Source organism: Priestia sp. D3YE.R1, from assembly GCF_049199565.1.
Classification (GTDB): Bacteria; Bacillota; Bacilli; order Bacillales; family Bacillaceae_H; genus Priestia; species Priestia aryabhattai.
In genome coordinates, this window is the sequence record NZ_JBLTHW010000002.1 from 310,226 (window position 1) to 325,102 (window position 14,877).

General features: G+C 37.4%; 11 protein-coding genes. 10 read left to right on the plus strand and 1 reads right to left on the minus strand.

Annotated elements, in window-relative coordinates:
* Positions 1-149: 149 nt before the first annotated feature.
* The 6 genes from ACOZIR_RS13875 (at position 150) to ACOZIR_RS13900 (ending at position 6,544) form a co-directional block, all read left to right on the plus strand.
* Positions 150-1,418 carry a 3D domain-containing protein gene (locus ACOZIR_RS13875; RefSeq protein ID WP_274863322.1) on the plus strand — a complete coding sequence of 423 codons (1,269 nt, stop codon included), beginning with the start codon at positions 150-152 and terminating at the stop codon, positions 1,416-1,418.
* A gap of 155 nt (positions 1,419-1,573) precedes the next feature.
* Positions 1,574-2,185, plus strand: coding sequence for a flavin reductase family protein (locus tag ACOZIR_RS13880; RefSeq protein WP_310878237.1), 612 nt, complete (start codon positions 1,574-1,576; stop codon positions 2,183-2,185).
* Positions 2,186-2,536: 351 nt separating this feature from the next.
* Positions 2,537-3,814: an ABC transporter substrate-binding protein gene (locus ACOZIR_RS13885; protein ID WP_028412189.1), complete on the plus strand. Its 1,278-nt coding sequence runs from the start codon at positions 2,537-2,539 to the stop codon at positions 3,812-3,814.
* A 72-nt stretch (positions 3,815-3,886) separates the two neighbouring features.
* The gene (locus ACOZIR_RS13890; RefSeq protein ID WP_014461372.1) at positions 3,887-4,741 is read left to right on the plus strand and encodes a carbohydrate ABC transporter permease; all 855 of its coding nucleotides are present in this window, start codon (positions 3,887-3,889) and stop codon (positions 4,739-4,741) included.
* Between the two features lie 68 nt (positions 4,742-4,809).
* Positions 4,810-5,616, plus strand: coding sequence for a carbohydrate ABC transporter permease (locus tag ACOZIR_RS13895; RefSeq protein WP_013055640.1), 807 nt, complete (start codon positions 4,810-4,812; stop codon positions 5,614-5,616).
* A 193-nt stretch (positions 5,617-5,809) separates the two neighbouring features.
* On the plus strand, positions 5,810-6,544 hold the full coding sequence (locus ACOZIR_RS13900; RefSeq protein WP_045293265.1) for a sugar phosphate isomerase/epimerase family protein: 735 nt from the start codon (positions 5,810-5,812) through the stop codon (positions 6,542-6,544).
* Positions 6,545-6,574: 30 nt separating this feature from the next.
* On the opposite strand, the gene ACOZIR_RS13905 is transcribed toward ACOZIR_RS13900, so the two are convergent.
* Positions 6,575-7,090 (minus strand): N-acetyltransferase, encoded by a 516-nt coding sequence (locus ACOZIR_RS13905; protein WP_045293264.1) that lies wholly within the window; start codon positions 7,088-7,090, stop codon positions 6,575-6,577.
* A gap of 485 nt (positions 7,091-7,575) precedes the next feature.
* Between ACOZIR_RS13905 and ACOZIR_RS13910 the strand changes: the two genes are divergently transcribed.
* The 4 genes from ACOZIR_RS13910 to ACOZIR_RS13925 are packed head-to-tail and all read left to right on the plus strand — an operon-like array spanning position 7,576 to position 14,877.
* Positions 7,576-9,183, plus strand: coding sequence for a GGDEF domain-containing response regulator (locus tag ACOZIR_RS13910; RefSeq protein ID WP_310878235.1), 1,608 nt, complete (start codon positions 7,576-7,578; stop codon positions 9,181-9,183).
* Complete coding sequence (locus ACOZIR_RS13915; RefSeq protein WP_328120246.1) at positions 9,184-10,233, plus strand: HEAT repeat domain-containing protein; 1,050 nt, start codon at positions 9,184-9,186, stop codon at positions 10,231-10,233.
* A complete protein-coding gene (locus ACOZIR_RS13920; protein WP_310878233.1) occupies positions 10,223-11,632 on the plus strand; it encodes a glycosyltransferase in 1,410 nt (469 codons plus the stop codon). The genes ACOZIR_RS13915 and ACOZIR_RS13920 overlap by 11 nt, the downstream gene beginning before the upstream one ends.
* Entirely contained in the window at positions 11,629-14,877 is a 3,249-nt protein-coding gene (locus tag ACOZIR_RS13925) for a hypothetical protein (protein ID WP_310878232.1), read from the plus strand. Before ACOZIR_RS13920 ends, ACOZIR_RS13925 begins: the two co-directional genes overlap by 4 nt.

Here is a 14,877-nt window from a genome sequence, read left to right on the forward strand (position 1 = left end):
AACCTCTCTATCAAGGGATTTTGGTGGTAAATTCCCAGAAAGAGATTCTTGGTTATACAGATTATGGGAAACTTTTAACTGTATTGTAACATAAACAGCTAGTTTTTTATGGTATAACTATGTCTATGAGGAAAGGGGACTATTACTTTATGAAAATTTTTAAGCGTATGACTCTTGCAGCAGTCACAGGAATTTTCTTCATGACCGGCATTACAGAGACTCACGCCCAATCGAATGAAGAAGCGCTCCAGACTACTGAAAATAAAATTAAAGAAACAGAAAAGGCTGTTCAACAAAAAGAGAAAGAGAAACAGTCTATCAATTCAGATGTTCAAAACATACAGTCACAATTAAATTCATTACATACAGTAATCTCTAGCAATAAAAAAGAGTTAGCATCGACTGAAAAGCAGATTTCAGAAGCGAACAAAATGATTGAGAAAAAGAAAAAAGAGATCGTGTTGCTTCAGGAAAAAGTGTTAAGTCGTAAAGATATTATTGAAAATCGATTAGTTGCTTTACAGCAGGACGATAAAACAAGCGTTGTTATTGATACATTAATGAATGCTGATAACTTTGGAGATTTTGTTGCACGTATGGGTGCGGTCACAACTTTATTGTCAGCAGATAATGATATTTTAAAGCAGCATCAAAATGACTTAGATCAAATTGAAAAAGATAAAAAAGAAATTGATAAGCAAGAAAAAGTATTAGAAGCAGCAAAAAGTAGCTTAGCGGCTAAACAAGCTGAATTAGATAAAAACGTTGCGAAACAAACAGCAACGTTAACAACTATGCAAGAAAAATACAGTACGGTCGTAAATGAAATTGATGCAGCTTCTTCAGAAAAAGCAAATCTTCAGTCTGAACTAACAGGCATTCAAGATAAGATTGCAAAAGAAAAAGAAGCAGCTCAAAAGCAAGCTGAGCAAGTGGCAAAACAGCAGGCGGCTGAAAAGGCTGAGGCTGATGCAGAAGCAAAGCGTCAAGCTGAATTAGCAACAGCTAAGAAAGAAGTAAAAACAGAGCCGAAACAAGAAGTGAAAACAGCTGCGGCTACAGAGAAGAAAGCAGCCGTTTCTTCAGAAGCAAAAGAAACGAAAAAAGAAGAAAGCACACAAAAGCATTCTGGAAAAGAAATGTATGTAGAAGCAACAGCTTATACAGCTAATTGTGCAGGCTGCAGCGGCGTAACAGCGACTGGACAAAATGTAAGTTCAGGCACTCATAAAATTATTGCGGTAGACCCATCCGTTATTCCATTAGGTTCGAAAGTATATGTAGAAGGATACGGAGTGGCAACAGCAGGTGATACGGGCGGTGCGATTAAAGGATATCGAATTGACGTATTAGTACCTTCTGAGTCAGCTGCAAAAGCATTCGGACGTCGTACAGTGAAAATTACGGTGTTAAATTAACGAAATAGGCTGAGACAAAAGCAGTTTAGTTGAAGAAAGATCCGAACGAGCAATCGTTCGGATCTTTTTATTGTGTTGGTGAGCAAGTTGCTAGCTAATCTATGTTCTTTTCGTTACCATACAATAAAGTAAATGGAAGAAAAGGAGTGGGTAAAATGAAGATAGTTAATCCAGCGGTACAAAGTGCAAAAGACAATTATCATTTGCTAACAGGTGTTGTCATTCCCCGGCCAATTGCGTTTATAACAAGTCAAAATGATGACGGTGTAGTGAATGCCGCGCCGTTTAGTTTTTTTAATGTAGTTGCGGCAGAGCCTCCGCTGATTGCCGTTTCGGTTTCGAGAAGTGAAGGTCAAATGACGAAAGATACGGCCAAAAATATTAGTGTATCTAAAGAATTTGTAGTTCATCTTGTAGACGAAAACTTAGTGGAACAGGTGAATCAAGCGGCATCTTCTTACCCTTCTTCCGTGAGTGAAGTCGAGGAAACAGGGTTAACACTAGCACCGAGCAAAAAAGTGCAGGTTCCTGGAATTCAAGAAGCCAGCATTCGAATGGAATGTAAGCTTCACCAAATTGTTCCATTAGGAACGGATGAGGCATACAGCTCAGATTTGTTTATCGGTGAAGTTGTGATGTTTCATATTAGTGAAGAAGTGATAGAAAACGATCGCGTTTCTGCAGAACGTGTGAAGCCAGTGAGCCGGCTTGCGGGTTCTAACTATAGTAAATTGGGGCAATTATTTTCCTTAGAACGTCCCAAATAAGCAAGAAAGTGTTACTTATGTAGCAAAAAAATAGTATACATTGGATTTTTTTTAAGAAGCGATTGTGTTCTGTTTCAACAATAACAGTACATTCGCTTTTTTTTATGAACGAAAAAGTTAATAGAAACCATAATAACAAAATCAATTTAGAAAAAGGCAAAAATGTAAGGTTTTTGCCTTTTATATTTACCATTGAGGAAAAAGGTATTCATTCATATAATTTAGATTAAGTAAATTGTATACGCTTTCAATATACAGAATTATTTTTCAATAATTTTCTTGAGAAAGAGTCATGAGCGTCTACAAAAAAACTTGCCACACTAGGAGAAGAGATTATAGGAGGGGTATTCATTGAAACGTTGGTTTAGTTTAATCAGTTTTGCACTCATTTTAACCCTAGTACTTGCAGGATGCGGAGGAAAGTCTGCTAATGAAACAAGTGGTAGCGGTGGAAAAGAAGTTGTTGCATGGGCTTGGAATATTAACGTACCAGTATTAAAGAAAGCAGCAGCAGAATACCAAAAAGAGAATCCAGGGTTTAAATTAAAAGTAGTGGATATGGGACGTGAAGACGTTTATTCAAAACTAACAACAGGATTGCAAGCTGGCGGAAAAGGTCTTCCTGATATTGTATTAGTAGAAGACGATCGTTTCCAAGGATATTTGGATGCATTTCCAAAAGCATTTTTAAACCTATCTAAAAAAGGATTTGATAAGCAAGAAGATAAATTTCCAGAGTTTAAGAAAGCTCTTTTATCAAAGGATGGGGACATGTACGGCTTCCCGTTTGATGCAGGTCCAACAGGCGTTTTCTACCGCACAGATTACTTTGAAAAAGCAGGCGTAGATCCAAACAGTATCAAAACATGGGATGATTACATTGCGGCTGGTAAGAAGATTAAAGAAAAAGTTGGCGTTGATTTACTAGGTTTAGATTTTAATAATGACGATGGCTTATTCCGAATGGCGCTGACGCAGCAAGGTACGTTCTATTTTAATAACAAAGGTAAGCTCAATTTAACTTCTAAAGAAGCGAAAAAAGCGATGGAGTTAAATAAGAAGTTAAAAGAAGCAGGCATTGTTAAAAATACAGTGGGCTGGGATGCTTCAATCAGTGCTTTAGCAGAAGGTAAAGTAGCAAGTTCACCATCTGGTGCTTGGCTATCTGGTTCTATTACACAGCAGGCTCCAGATTTAAAAGGAAAATGGGGAGTATTTTTATTACCTTCGTTTGAAGAAGGAGGCAACCGTGCTTCTAACTTAGGCGGAAGCAACTATGTGATTTCAGCAAATAGCCAAAAAGCAGATGAAGCGTACAAATTTATGGAATATTTCTCAACAACGGATAAAGTTCAAGAAGAAGCGATGAAGGGCGGATTATTCCCATCATTAAATACCGTATATTCTTCAAAATTATTCACTGCACAAGATGAGTACTTTAACAATCAAACGATTTGGAAAACATTCGCAGATGAAATGAAAGATATTAAGCCGGTTAATTTTACAGGCAATTACTCAGTTGCAAACAGTGAAGCAGTCAAAGCTGTGTCAGAGGTAACAAATGGTAAGGGCGTTACAGACTCGCTTGAAGCAGCTCAAAAACGCTTAGAAAACCGAATTCAAAAATAATCAAGAAGCATAGAAGGTGATTTCTAGAAAATTGCCTTCTATCTCTTCTTCTTGCGGTACTAGGAGGTCATCATGAAGACAAATAAATCATTGCCTTACTTATTTATTGCTCCAGCACTTTTGCTGTTCGCGCTGTTTACCATCTATCCTATTTTTTCATCGTTTATTCTAAGCTTTCAGAGTATGGAAGGCGGAAAGTATGTATTTACCGGGTTATCAAACTATACACGTTTGCTCGGAGATGATATTTTCTGGAAAGCGCTTGGAAATACGGGGATTATTTTAATCGTTCAAGTACCCGTCATGATTTTATTAGCGCTTGTACTAGCTAACGCGTTAAACAGTCAGCTTTTAAGACTAAAAGGTTTTTTCCGAGTTTCATTTTTCTTGCCTGCAGTAACGTCGCTAGTTGCCTATTCTATTTTGTTTTCAATCATTCTTCAAGATGAAGGAATTATGAATACTATTTTAGGGTTTTTCGGTATCGATGCCATTCAGTGGCTGGGAGATCCTTTCTGGGCTAAAGTCTCAATCATCGTTGCGATGACTTGGAGATGGACAGGTTATAATATGGTTATTTTTCTAGCAGCTCTTCAAAGCTTATCTCATGAAGTTTACGAAGCAGCTGATTTAGACGGGGCAAATCGTATTCAAAAGTTTTTCCACGTAACGGTTCCACAATTAAAACCCGTTATCTTGTTTGCTACTATTTTATCAACAATTGGCACGCTTCAATTGTTTGACGAACCTTTTAACTTAACAAAAGGCGGCCCTGCTGATTCCACGATGACGCTAGGCTTATATATTTATCAAAATGGCTTTAAATATTTTGATTTTGGATATGCTTCAGCCATTGCGTACGTTGTTGTATTATTAGTCGGTATTTTAACGTTCTTCCAATTTAAATTTACGGGTGATAAATCATGAGTGTATTAGAGAGAGTAGAAGCAACCGCAGTAGCTACCATGCCTAAGGTTAAAAAGAAAAGCAACATCATGCGTAAAATAGGATTATACAGCATGCTTGGGCTGTTCACGATTATCTCTATTTTTCCGTTTTACTGGATGATTATCGGCGCTACGAATGAATCAGGAAAAATGTTTACAAACCCTCCAACGCTGAAGCCTGGCGATCAATTTATGACAAATCTACAAAATTTAAATGCTTCAATTGATTTAGGGCGCGTCTTTTTTAACTCAGTATTTGTTTCAGTCGTGTATGTGATTGTAGCTTTAATGGTTTGTTCTACAGCTGCATATGCGCTATCTAAATTTGAATTTAAAGGACGAAACGCAATTTTTACAACGCTTTTATTGTCCATGATGATTCCATATCAAGCAACGCTCATTCCGCTTTTTCAGCTGATGTCGAATTTTAATTTGCTTGATACGTATTTTGCTCTTATTGTTCCCCAGCTTTGCTTTCCGTTCGCTATCTTTTTATTACGTCAGAACTTTTTAGCTTTTCCAACGGAACTGATTGAAGCAGCACGTTTGGACGGTGCTGGAGAGATGAGAATCTTTTTAACCATTGTGCTTCCTTCTATGAAGCCTGCGATGGCTGCAGCAGCTATTTTCTTATTTATGACACAGTGGAATAACTTTATGTGGCCTTTAGTTGCGACTACATCAAACGAAATGGCTACATTGCCGGTTGCTCTTTCAAGCTTAATTGGATTATCGATCATTGATTACGGTCAAGTAATGATGGGGGTAACGATTGCCACCATTCCAATTATTGTCTTCTTCCTAGCACTTCAGCGTCATTTTATTTCCGGAATGCTTGGAAGTGCAGTAAAATAAAAAGCAGCAGATGTTGAGAAAAAAGTATGTTAGTTAAAGGAGGATCCGAACGAATCTTATTATTGATCGAGAATCAAATTCGTTCGGATTTTTTCCTTTCTAGGATGAACGTAGATTTGATTGTAGTTAATTGCTTCTAGCTGTTGATTTAGCCATAGTTCAATCACTTTCTTAATGAACAGGGGGAGAGAAGATGGGAGAAATACCTATAGGAGTTCAGCTTTATACGCTACGTGAAGAAACGAAAAAAGACTTTAAAGGAACTCTTCAAAAAGTAGCGGCTTTAGGGTATCAAGGGGTAGAGTTTGCGGGGTACGAAGGATATACAGCGCAAGAAGTAAGAGCATGGTTAACGGATTTACAGCTGAAGGCAGCTTCTAGTCACGTGCCGCTTGAACAATTAGAATCAAATTTAGAGCAAGTGATTCACTTTGAGCAGCAAGTTGGAAATTCACATATTGTTTGTCCTTATTTAATGCCTGAACGACAAACTGAAAAAGGATATTTCGAACTTATTGATTCTTTAAATTACATTGATGCTTATTGTAAAAAAGAAGGCCTGTCGTTTAGCTATCATCATCATGATTTTGAGCTGGAAAAATTGTCAACTGGAAAGTCAGCTCTCCAAACGATTCTAGAAGAAACTGGGGTAAACGTCGAGCTGGACATTTATTGGCTCACTAAAGCAGGCGAAGATCCAGTTGAGTGGATGAAGCACTATCGAAATCGTACGCCTTTTATCCATTTAAAAGATATGACAGCAGACAGTGAGCAATTTTTTGCTCCTCTTGGTACCGGAGGCGTAGATGTAAAGGCTGTCATGCAAGAAGGACATAGAGCAGGAGTAAAATGGTGGATTGTTGAACAAGATCAGTGCAAAGAAAATCCTCTTAGCAGCATAAAAAAAAGCTTAGCATATATCAAATGAAAAAACGAACAGACGCTGTCTGTTCGTTTTTTATTGATAAGCTGGAGTCCATTCAATCTCTCCGCACTTATTTGTATAATCAATATTTACCTCAAAGTTATGTTTTTCATAAAAATGAATCAATCTTTCGAGATGATCCCAGTCGCGCTCAGCAATATCGCCTTTAATAACATGAACATTTTGATCAACCGCTACTTCTTTTAAATAATTCATACATACAGAGCCATATCCCCTATTAGCGGGACCTTTAATGTCACCGATAAAAATCGTGTGATTATCTTCATATACGCCATCGATGGCAAAATCCCAAGCCCCTCTATAGGCTTTTGTACATTCATTTAGCATAATTTTACATGCGCTTCCGTCATTTTGTGCCGATACAATAACTAACTGATTATCTTCAGGCTGATCGACACCAATAACTTCGTACTTTTTAGCAATTTCTTTTAAATTATCCTGCATGCGAAATAGCTGAAACTCTAAATCATCAAGTGTTTCTTTTAGTTCTTCTGCATTCTGGTTTTTTTCTGTAAGCTGAGTAAACATTTTATACTCCTTTCCGTCTGTTTTCGGTCTAAGTGCGCCTATGACAAAGAGGACACGGTGTATAAAGCGAAACTTTATTTAGCAAAGTATCTGCCTTAGTAAAAATATAAAAAGGAAAGAACCTGATTTGATTGATTATTCATCAAAACGGCTGCTTTCCTTAACATTCACTTTTAAATTTTTCACAACGTGTATAAGGGTAACAAAGACTCATTAATTTTGTCAATAAGGTTGTAGATCTATTTATAAAGAAGATAACAGGGCATTTTACTTATTAGAAAGGGAAAATAATGAGTGAAAAAAGAATCATTTTAAAGTAAAATCATTAGAGGAAAAGTATGGTTAAAAAGGAATTGCTTTTCATTTAGAAAAAACATACTTAAAATAAAAGTAAGAAAATATTTCATTTACTTACAAAATATTATAAAAAATGGATGGATTAATATGGGGTAAGTGTTAACTATATCGAACAAAGGGTGTATAAGATGGATAAATATCAAATTGCATTATTAGCTAATGTGCGTAAGCAGCTGCAAGAGTGGACTGATCAAAATGAAGAAATACTTCATGAAGAGGTGTACCGCTTTTTGCATTCAATTTCTGGAACGTCTGCGACTATTGGACTGCATTATTTAGGAGATCGTTCCCGCGAATTAATGGAAGCTGTTGAAAAAAAACAGAAAAAAACCTGGGATTACGCGGAGTTGAATACTTTTTTATTAGATATTATTAAAATTTGTTATCAAGATGAAATTCAATCCGCAGAAGATATAAATAAACTGATAGAAATCAGTGAACAAACAGCTAATATTTTACTTGTTGACGACGACCTTTCAATGCTGATGTATTTAAAAGAACAGTTTGAAAAACAAGGGTGGTACGTATTAGCAACTGCGTCTAAAGAAAAAGCCATTACGGCTTTTTACGAATTAAAGCCGGATTGTTTTGTTGTTGATGTACATATGAAAGACTGTACAGGCTTTGACATTCTTTCATTTTTACGTGATAAAACAAAGCAACTGTTCGTTCCGATTGTCATGATGAGCGTTGATAATCATAGAGAGACGCGTTTGAAGGCTTTTAAATTAGGGGCCGATGACTTCCTTGTTAAACCTCTCGATATGGAAGAAAGTCTGCTTCGAATTGGTCACCATATTGAACGAAAGCAGATGTTTAACTCCTATTTAATGTTTGATGAATTAACAGGAGCCTATAACCGAACGTATTTAAAAGAAATCTACAGTCAGCAGCTATCCAGCTACGACCGCTTAAAAGATCCTTTTTGTTTAGCGATTTTAGATTTAGATTTCTTTAAGAAAATAAATGATCAATATGGACATCTTATGGGAGACCGCGTGCTGCAAGCATTTGTAGAGTATATGAAGCATGAAATTCGTCCAACAGATCACATTTTTAGATATGGAGGCGAAGAATTTATTCTTTTACTGCCAAAAACCAATATAAAAGAGGCAGAAACAGTATTAAATAGATTATTGGAGTTCTTTGTGAAAAAAGTGTTCACACATCAAAGCGATTCGTTTTATTGCAGCTTTTCCGGCGGAGTTGTAGAAGTTCATAACACTGAATGGCCGTTAGAAAAAGCGCTTCATCAAGCTGATGAAGCATTATATATAGCGAAGGAATCAGGACGTCAAAGAATTGTAGCTTCTTCTCAAAGCAAGCTGGTTAAAAAGCGAACGCTTCGTATGGCTATTATTGATGATGATTCTATCATTCGAACGATGCTGAAAGAGCTTTTAAGTAAGATTGATGTAGGAGATCGCTATGAAGTGAAAATAGAAGTGTTTAAAGATGGCATCGAATTTTTTGAGTCTCAATGGATTCACTCTAGCGATCACTACTTTGTTATTTTAGACGGAATGATGCCTAAAATGGATGGCTTAGAGGTGCTGCAAAAATTAAGGCAGCAGAAACGTCACGATCAGTACACGGTTATTATGCTTACATCACGAAACAGCGAACAAGATATTCAAAGAGCATTAGAACTTGGGGCAGACGATTACATGACAAAGCCATTTAAGTTAATGGAGCTTGAAGCGCGCGTACGTCATTTAATGAAGAAGGTGAAATAAATGGCGATGTCTATTCAAGTGGTATATGTCTTATTTGGGGGATTGCTATTGCTTTTAGTCAGTTTTCTAAGTTATTTACTTATTCAAAAGGCACGTTTAAACGCTTTTCGGGCAAAAGTAGAATCCTATAAAGACAGTATGAAAGAATCTCTTTTTATTTATTTATACAGAAAAGATGAAGAACATCGGATAGAACCTAAAAATAAAATAGAGCTGGCGGGTGTAGAGGAACTATTGAGCGGTTTTTCTGCAGCTGTGCAAGGCGATGACATTCTAAATAACATCACGCTCTATGCGGAGAAGGTTTTTACACCCAAATATAAAAAAGAGCTGCATCATTCTAGGTGGAGTGTCAGAATGAATGCCCTTTATGCTATTGAAGACTTCGGTCTACGTACGCTAACAGACCAATTACTAGAAATGTATGAGAAGAAAAATAGTACAGCGGCTGAAAAAAATCAAATCTTAAAGATTTTAGTTAAGCTAAACCGTCCTGAGTTTGTTATGTACATGACGAATACTTCTAAACCGCTGTCTGAATTTATGTACCGCTCTTTGTTTGGAACAATGAACAGTGAGCAGTTTCAGCAATTTATTAATAAATTTGAAGACCTGCAAGAAGAAATTCAGCTGCCACTCATTGATATGATCGGTATCAATCGTAAATTAGAGTATATAGATTTCTTAAAAGTGCACATGAAAAGTTCATCAGAAGAACTGCGAATTCGTTCGTTGAAATCACTTAACGCTTTATCTTTTCCATTAAAAATAGAGGAGCTCACGAAACACCTTCAATCAGATATGTGGCAAGAGAGAATGATGGCTACAAAACTAGTAGGCAAAACGAGAGATGAGAAGGGATTGTCACTTCTCGAGCAGTCGCTAAAAGATTCTCATTTTCTTGTGCGTTCGAATGCTGCTCAGTCAATGATGAAAATCCCAACAGGTACAGAATACTTAGTTCATGTATACGAAACGACTGATGACAAGTTTTCGAAAGATATGGCAGCAGAATGGCTTGAAAAAGGAGGAATTACGGTTGTGGAATAGTGTTTGGCATCTTTTATTGTCCATTTGTGGATGGGCTGTATTTGCTTATATGATTTTTGTGCTTTGTTTTTATTTTATGATGTTTATCATCTCTGCTTTTCAACTGCGAAAGCAATATCAATTAAATGATGAAGAACCTTATGAAGATTTGCTTGCGGTCAGCTATACAACGCCGTTATCTATATTAGTTCCCGCTTATAACGAATCTGTCGGGATTATTGGAAGCGTGCGTTCGCTGCTTGGAATTGAATATCCAGAATATGAAGTAATTGTAGTAAATGACGGATCTTCAGATGATACGCTAAAAAAGCTCATCGAAGAGTTTTCTCTTGTAAAAATGAATCGAGTTGTGAGAAAGCAAGTGGAGACGAAAGAAGTAAAAGCTGTATATCGTTCTAAATTATACGATTATTTATATGTAGTCGATAAACAAAATGGGGGAAAGTCAGATGCATTAAATGCAGGAATTAATTTATCCAACTACCCTTATTTTTGTTCGATCGATGGCGATTCAGTATTAGAAAGAGACGCTTTTTTAAAAGTTATGAAGCCAATTATTGATTCAGACGGAGAAGTAATTGCTTCAGGGGGAAGTATTCGAATTGCAAACGGATGTAAAATCGAAAACGGTGCGGTCGTATCAATTGGACTTGATACGCAGCCGCTTGTTGTGATGCAGATTATTGAATATTTACGTGCCTTTCTTATGGGGCGCATTGGTCTCAGTCGCCATAATTTATTACTTATTGTGTCAGGAGCATTTGGCGTATTTTCTAAACGCTGGGTGATTGAAGCTGGGGGGTATTCTCATACAGTCGGTGAAGACATGGAGCTTGTTGTTCGCCTGCACCGACTGATTAAACAGAAAAAAACCAACAATCAAATTGTTTATATTCCAGATCCAGTATGCTGGACAGAGGCTCCTGATGAAATCAAATATTTGCGAAGACAGCGGAACCGCTGGCACCGGGGTTTATTTGATAGTCTCTGGAAGCATAAAGAGATGCTGTTTAATCCGAAATACGGAAGTATCGGAATGATTTCCATGCCTTATTTTGTGTTTATTGAACTAATCGGGCCGGTCATGGAAATGTTAGGCTATTTGTTTATTGTCATTTCCCTAGTTGTAGGCGGGATTTATGTAGAGTTTGCTTATTTGCTTTTTCTCTTAATGGTTGTATATGGTTCTCTTTATTCGATGGCGGCCGTTTTGCTAGAAGAGTGGAGTCTTCGCAAATATCCAAAAGTATCTGATATCGTTAAGCTGTTTGTCTTTTCCCTGACTGAATCTTTTTGGTATCGCCCTCTAACTGTTATATGGCGCTGTCATGGATTGTTGGATGTTATTCGCAATAAAAAAGGCTGGGGAGACATGCAGCGAAAAGGAGTTTCACAATGAAAAAATGGTTATTAATCGGCGGCATTATTTTGGTTATGGTAGTAACAGCTTCGCCATTTCTTATTTGGCAGCTAAAGAAACCAACTGATTTGAATCTGCTTGTCATTGATAAAACAGTGCCAGATCAAACGTTTCGGGAGCATCAGGGCTTAATGTGGATGCTGAATCAAGCGAAAGTACGCAAAGACGGGAAGCCTTATGAAATCTCAAAAGATTATGCAGGGTTTTATCCGAATGGAAATAAAACATACAGCATCAAATCTCTGCCAAAAACAAACTCTGCAGATATGATTTATATCACGGACACGTACGGTGTATACAAAGAAGATTTAGGCGTAAAAGCTAAAAGGGGAGATCGCTCTCAGTTGGTGTATGGCGGCATGACTTCTGAAGACGTAAGCTACGTTAAGAAAGCGCTGAATGGACGTACAAAAACGCTGATTGGAGAGTTTAATACATTTGGAAGCCCTACTTCTTTAGACGTTCGTAAAGAACTGTATGAATTGTACAATGTGACGTGGTCCGGCTGGATTGGTCGCTATTTTGAGGAATTCGGCAGTGAAGAAGTTCCTGCTTGGGTGAAAAGTGCTTACAAAAAGCAGTACAACAAAGAGTGGAACCTTACAGGCAAAGGCTTACTGTTTGTTAATGAATCCAATAAGCTCGTTATTATAACGGAAAAAGAATTAAAAGAAAACCCAGTATGGTTTCAATATACAAAACAAGGAAAGAAAACATTGAATTTACAGAATGAATCGGCTTATCAATATTGGTTTGACGTAATTACGCCGCAGCAAAAAAGTGATGTGCAGGCTCAGTTTGTCTTTCACTTGGATTCGAAAGGGAAAAACAAGCTAAAGGAAAATGGTATTCCCTTGTCTATACCAGCAGTCGTTCACCATAATAAAGAGCGATATGATACTTATTACTTTGCAGGAGATTTTGCAGATCAAGGAGAAGTACCTTCCATTTATCAAACCTCTTTTTACCCGGTGTGGAAGAAATGGACAGAGAAAATCGGAAAAGAAGATGAGTCTTCTTTTTACTGGACTGTTTACCTGCCTCTTATGAATAAGATCATAGATCAACAGCAAAATGAATCACAGCCTGCTTCTGTTACTTTTAATAAAAATATGGAAATCTATGAAGATGCTGACCGTAAAGTAGCAGGGAAAGTAGGAAAAGATTATTTGCAAGTTTATCAAAACGGCAAGTGGCAAGATGTGCTGATTAAAGGAGTAAATATGGGCATTAGTAAGCCAGGTCATTTTCCTGGTGAGACTGCTATTTCGAAAGAAGAATATTTGCGCTGGTTTAAAGAAATTGGAAAGATGAATGCAAACTCAATCCGCGTATACACTATTCACCCTCCCGCCTTTTATGAAGCGCTTGCTGAGTATAACCAAAAAGCCAAGAAACCCATTTATCTTTTTCATGGGGTATGGGTGAATGAAGAAGTTTTCTATGATTCACAAGATGCTTTTGCAAAGGAAAATACAAAAGAATTCGAAGCTGAAATGAAAAGGATTGTAAACGTTATTCACGGAAATGCAACGCTGCCAAAGCGTACGGGACATGCTAGCGGAACGTATACAGCAGACGTGTCTCCTTATGTTTTGGGCTGGATTATAGGAGTTGAATGGGATCCAACGGTAGCCCTTTCGACAAATGAAAAACATAAAGGGATGAAAGATTTTAAAGGGGAGTACATCTATACCGAAAAAGGCAACCCTTTTGAAATATGGCTTGCGCAGCTCATGGAAAAGACAATTTCCTATGAGCAGGATAAATATGATTGGCAGCGGCCTATGAGCTTTACGAACTGGGTGACGACGGATTTATTGACGCATCCATATGAGCCTTCTGAAGACGAAGATAAAGTGTCTGTTAATCCTAATTTAATTCACACAACTAAAAAATTTGAGCCGGGCTTATTTGCCTCTTATCATATTTATCCGTACTATCCTGATTTCTTAAATTATGAACCTCGTTATCTCGCTTATAGAGACCATCGAGGAGAGAAAAATAACTACGCAGGCTATTTGCAAAATATGAAAGAAGTTCATCATATGCCCGTTCTTGTTGCTGAATTTGGCATTCCGGCTTCGCGAGGACTTACCCATAGAAACGTATACGGTTGGGATCAAGGCTTTCATACGGAACAAGAACAAGGAAAAATTCTGTCGCGCTTATACGAAGATATTGTGGAAGAGAAAATGGCTGGCGGTATGGTCTTTACATGGCAAGATGAATGGTTCAAGCGAACGTGGAATACGATGGAGTACGACAATCCGAACCGCAGGCCATTTTGGACGAATTTGCAAACGGGAGAGCAGCATTTTGGCCTGTTGAGTTTTGATCCAGGAACAAAGCTAAAAGTCAAAGTAGACGGCAAATCAGATGATTGGAAAAAGCTGAACAGCAAGTCGGTATATAAGCCCTCTAAGAAGTTAAAAGCATTGAACATTACAAGTGATGAAGGTTATCTATATCTACACGTGAGTGCAAAAGATTTGGAAAACCAAAAGCTTTATTTCTTGTTTAACACGATTAACAATCAGGGACAATCAAAGATTCCTCAAATTCCTTCTTTAAAAACAAAAGGAATTGATTTTGTAGCAGAATTAAACGGGAAAGAAGACAGTCACTTGCGGATAGACAGCTATTACGATACGTATTATTTTTCGTATGCTCATCAGCTTCAAATGATTCCATTGGTAAAAGGAACCGATACAAAAGATAACGGCATGTTTAATCCAATTAGGCTCGCCCTTAACAAAGAATTAGCGATTGGAGAGGGGGGAAATAAGAGAAACATTCCTTTTGAGGCCTATGAAACAGGGGAGCTCCAAGAAGGAAACAGCGACCCTAACTCTTCTTCGTTTGATTCGTTAGCAGATTTTAAAGTGAATGAATCAAATGGAATTGCTGAACTTCGCATCCCTTGGGCGCTTTTAAATGTAAAAGACCCGAGTCAAAAAGAAATAATGGGAGATATTTGGTCTAAAAAAGGATTAGAATCCAGCGAAAAAATAAAAGGAATTCAAGTGGGAGTCGTAGCTGTTAATAGGAAGAACAATGACGTGGTAGATACGTTTCCAACTCAGAAAAAAGGAGAACTTTTATTAAAAGATTTTTACTTATACAAGTGGAAAAATTGGGAGTATCCAACTTTTCACGAACGAATAAAGCCGTCCTACTTCATATTGCAAAAAACGTATGGACGACTACAAGCGGAGGAATAA

Excerpts from the sequence above, each read along its gene's own strand:
- ACOZIR_RS13875 (WP_274863322.1), top strand. The coding sequence starts at position 150 with ATGAAAATTTTTAAGCGTATGACTCTTGCAGCAGTCACAGGAATTTTC.
- ACOZIR_RS13925 (WP_310878232.1), top strand. The coding sequence starts at position 11,629 with ATGAAAAAATGGTTATTAATCGGCGGCATTATTTTGGTTATGGTAGTA.
- ACOZIR_RS13910 (WP_310878235.1), top strand. The coding sequence starts at position 7,576 with ATGGATAAATATCAAATTGCATTATTAGCTAATGTGCGTAAGCAGCTG.
- ACOZIR_RS13900 (WP_045293265.1), top strand. The coding sequence starts at position 5,810 with ATGGGAGAAATACCTATAGGAGTTCAGCTTTATACGCTACGTGAAGAA.
- ACOZIR_RS13895 (WP_013055640.1), top strand. The coding sequence starts at position 4,810 with ATGCGTAAAATAGGATTATACAGCATGCTTGGGCTGTTCACGATTATC.
- ACOZIR_RS13880 (WP_310878237.1), top strand. The coding sequence starts at position 1,574 with ATGAAGATAGTTAATCCAGCGGTACAAAGTGCAAAAGACAATTATCAT.
- ACOZIR_RS13915 (WP_328120246.1), top strand. The coding sequence starts at position 9,184 with ATGGCGATGTCTATTCAAGTGGTATATGTCTTATTTGGGGGATTGCTA.
- ACOZIR_RS13905 (WP_045293264.1), bottom strand. The coding sequence starts at position 7,090 with ATGTTTACTCAGCTTACAGAAAAAAACCAGAATGCAGAAGAACTAAAA.
- ACOZIR_RS13890 (WP_014461372.1), top strand. The coding sequence starts at position 3,887 with ATGAAGACAAATAAATCATTGCCTTACTTATTTATTGCTCCAGCACTT.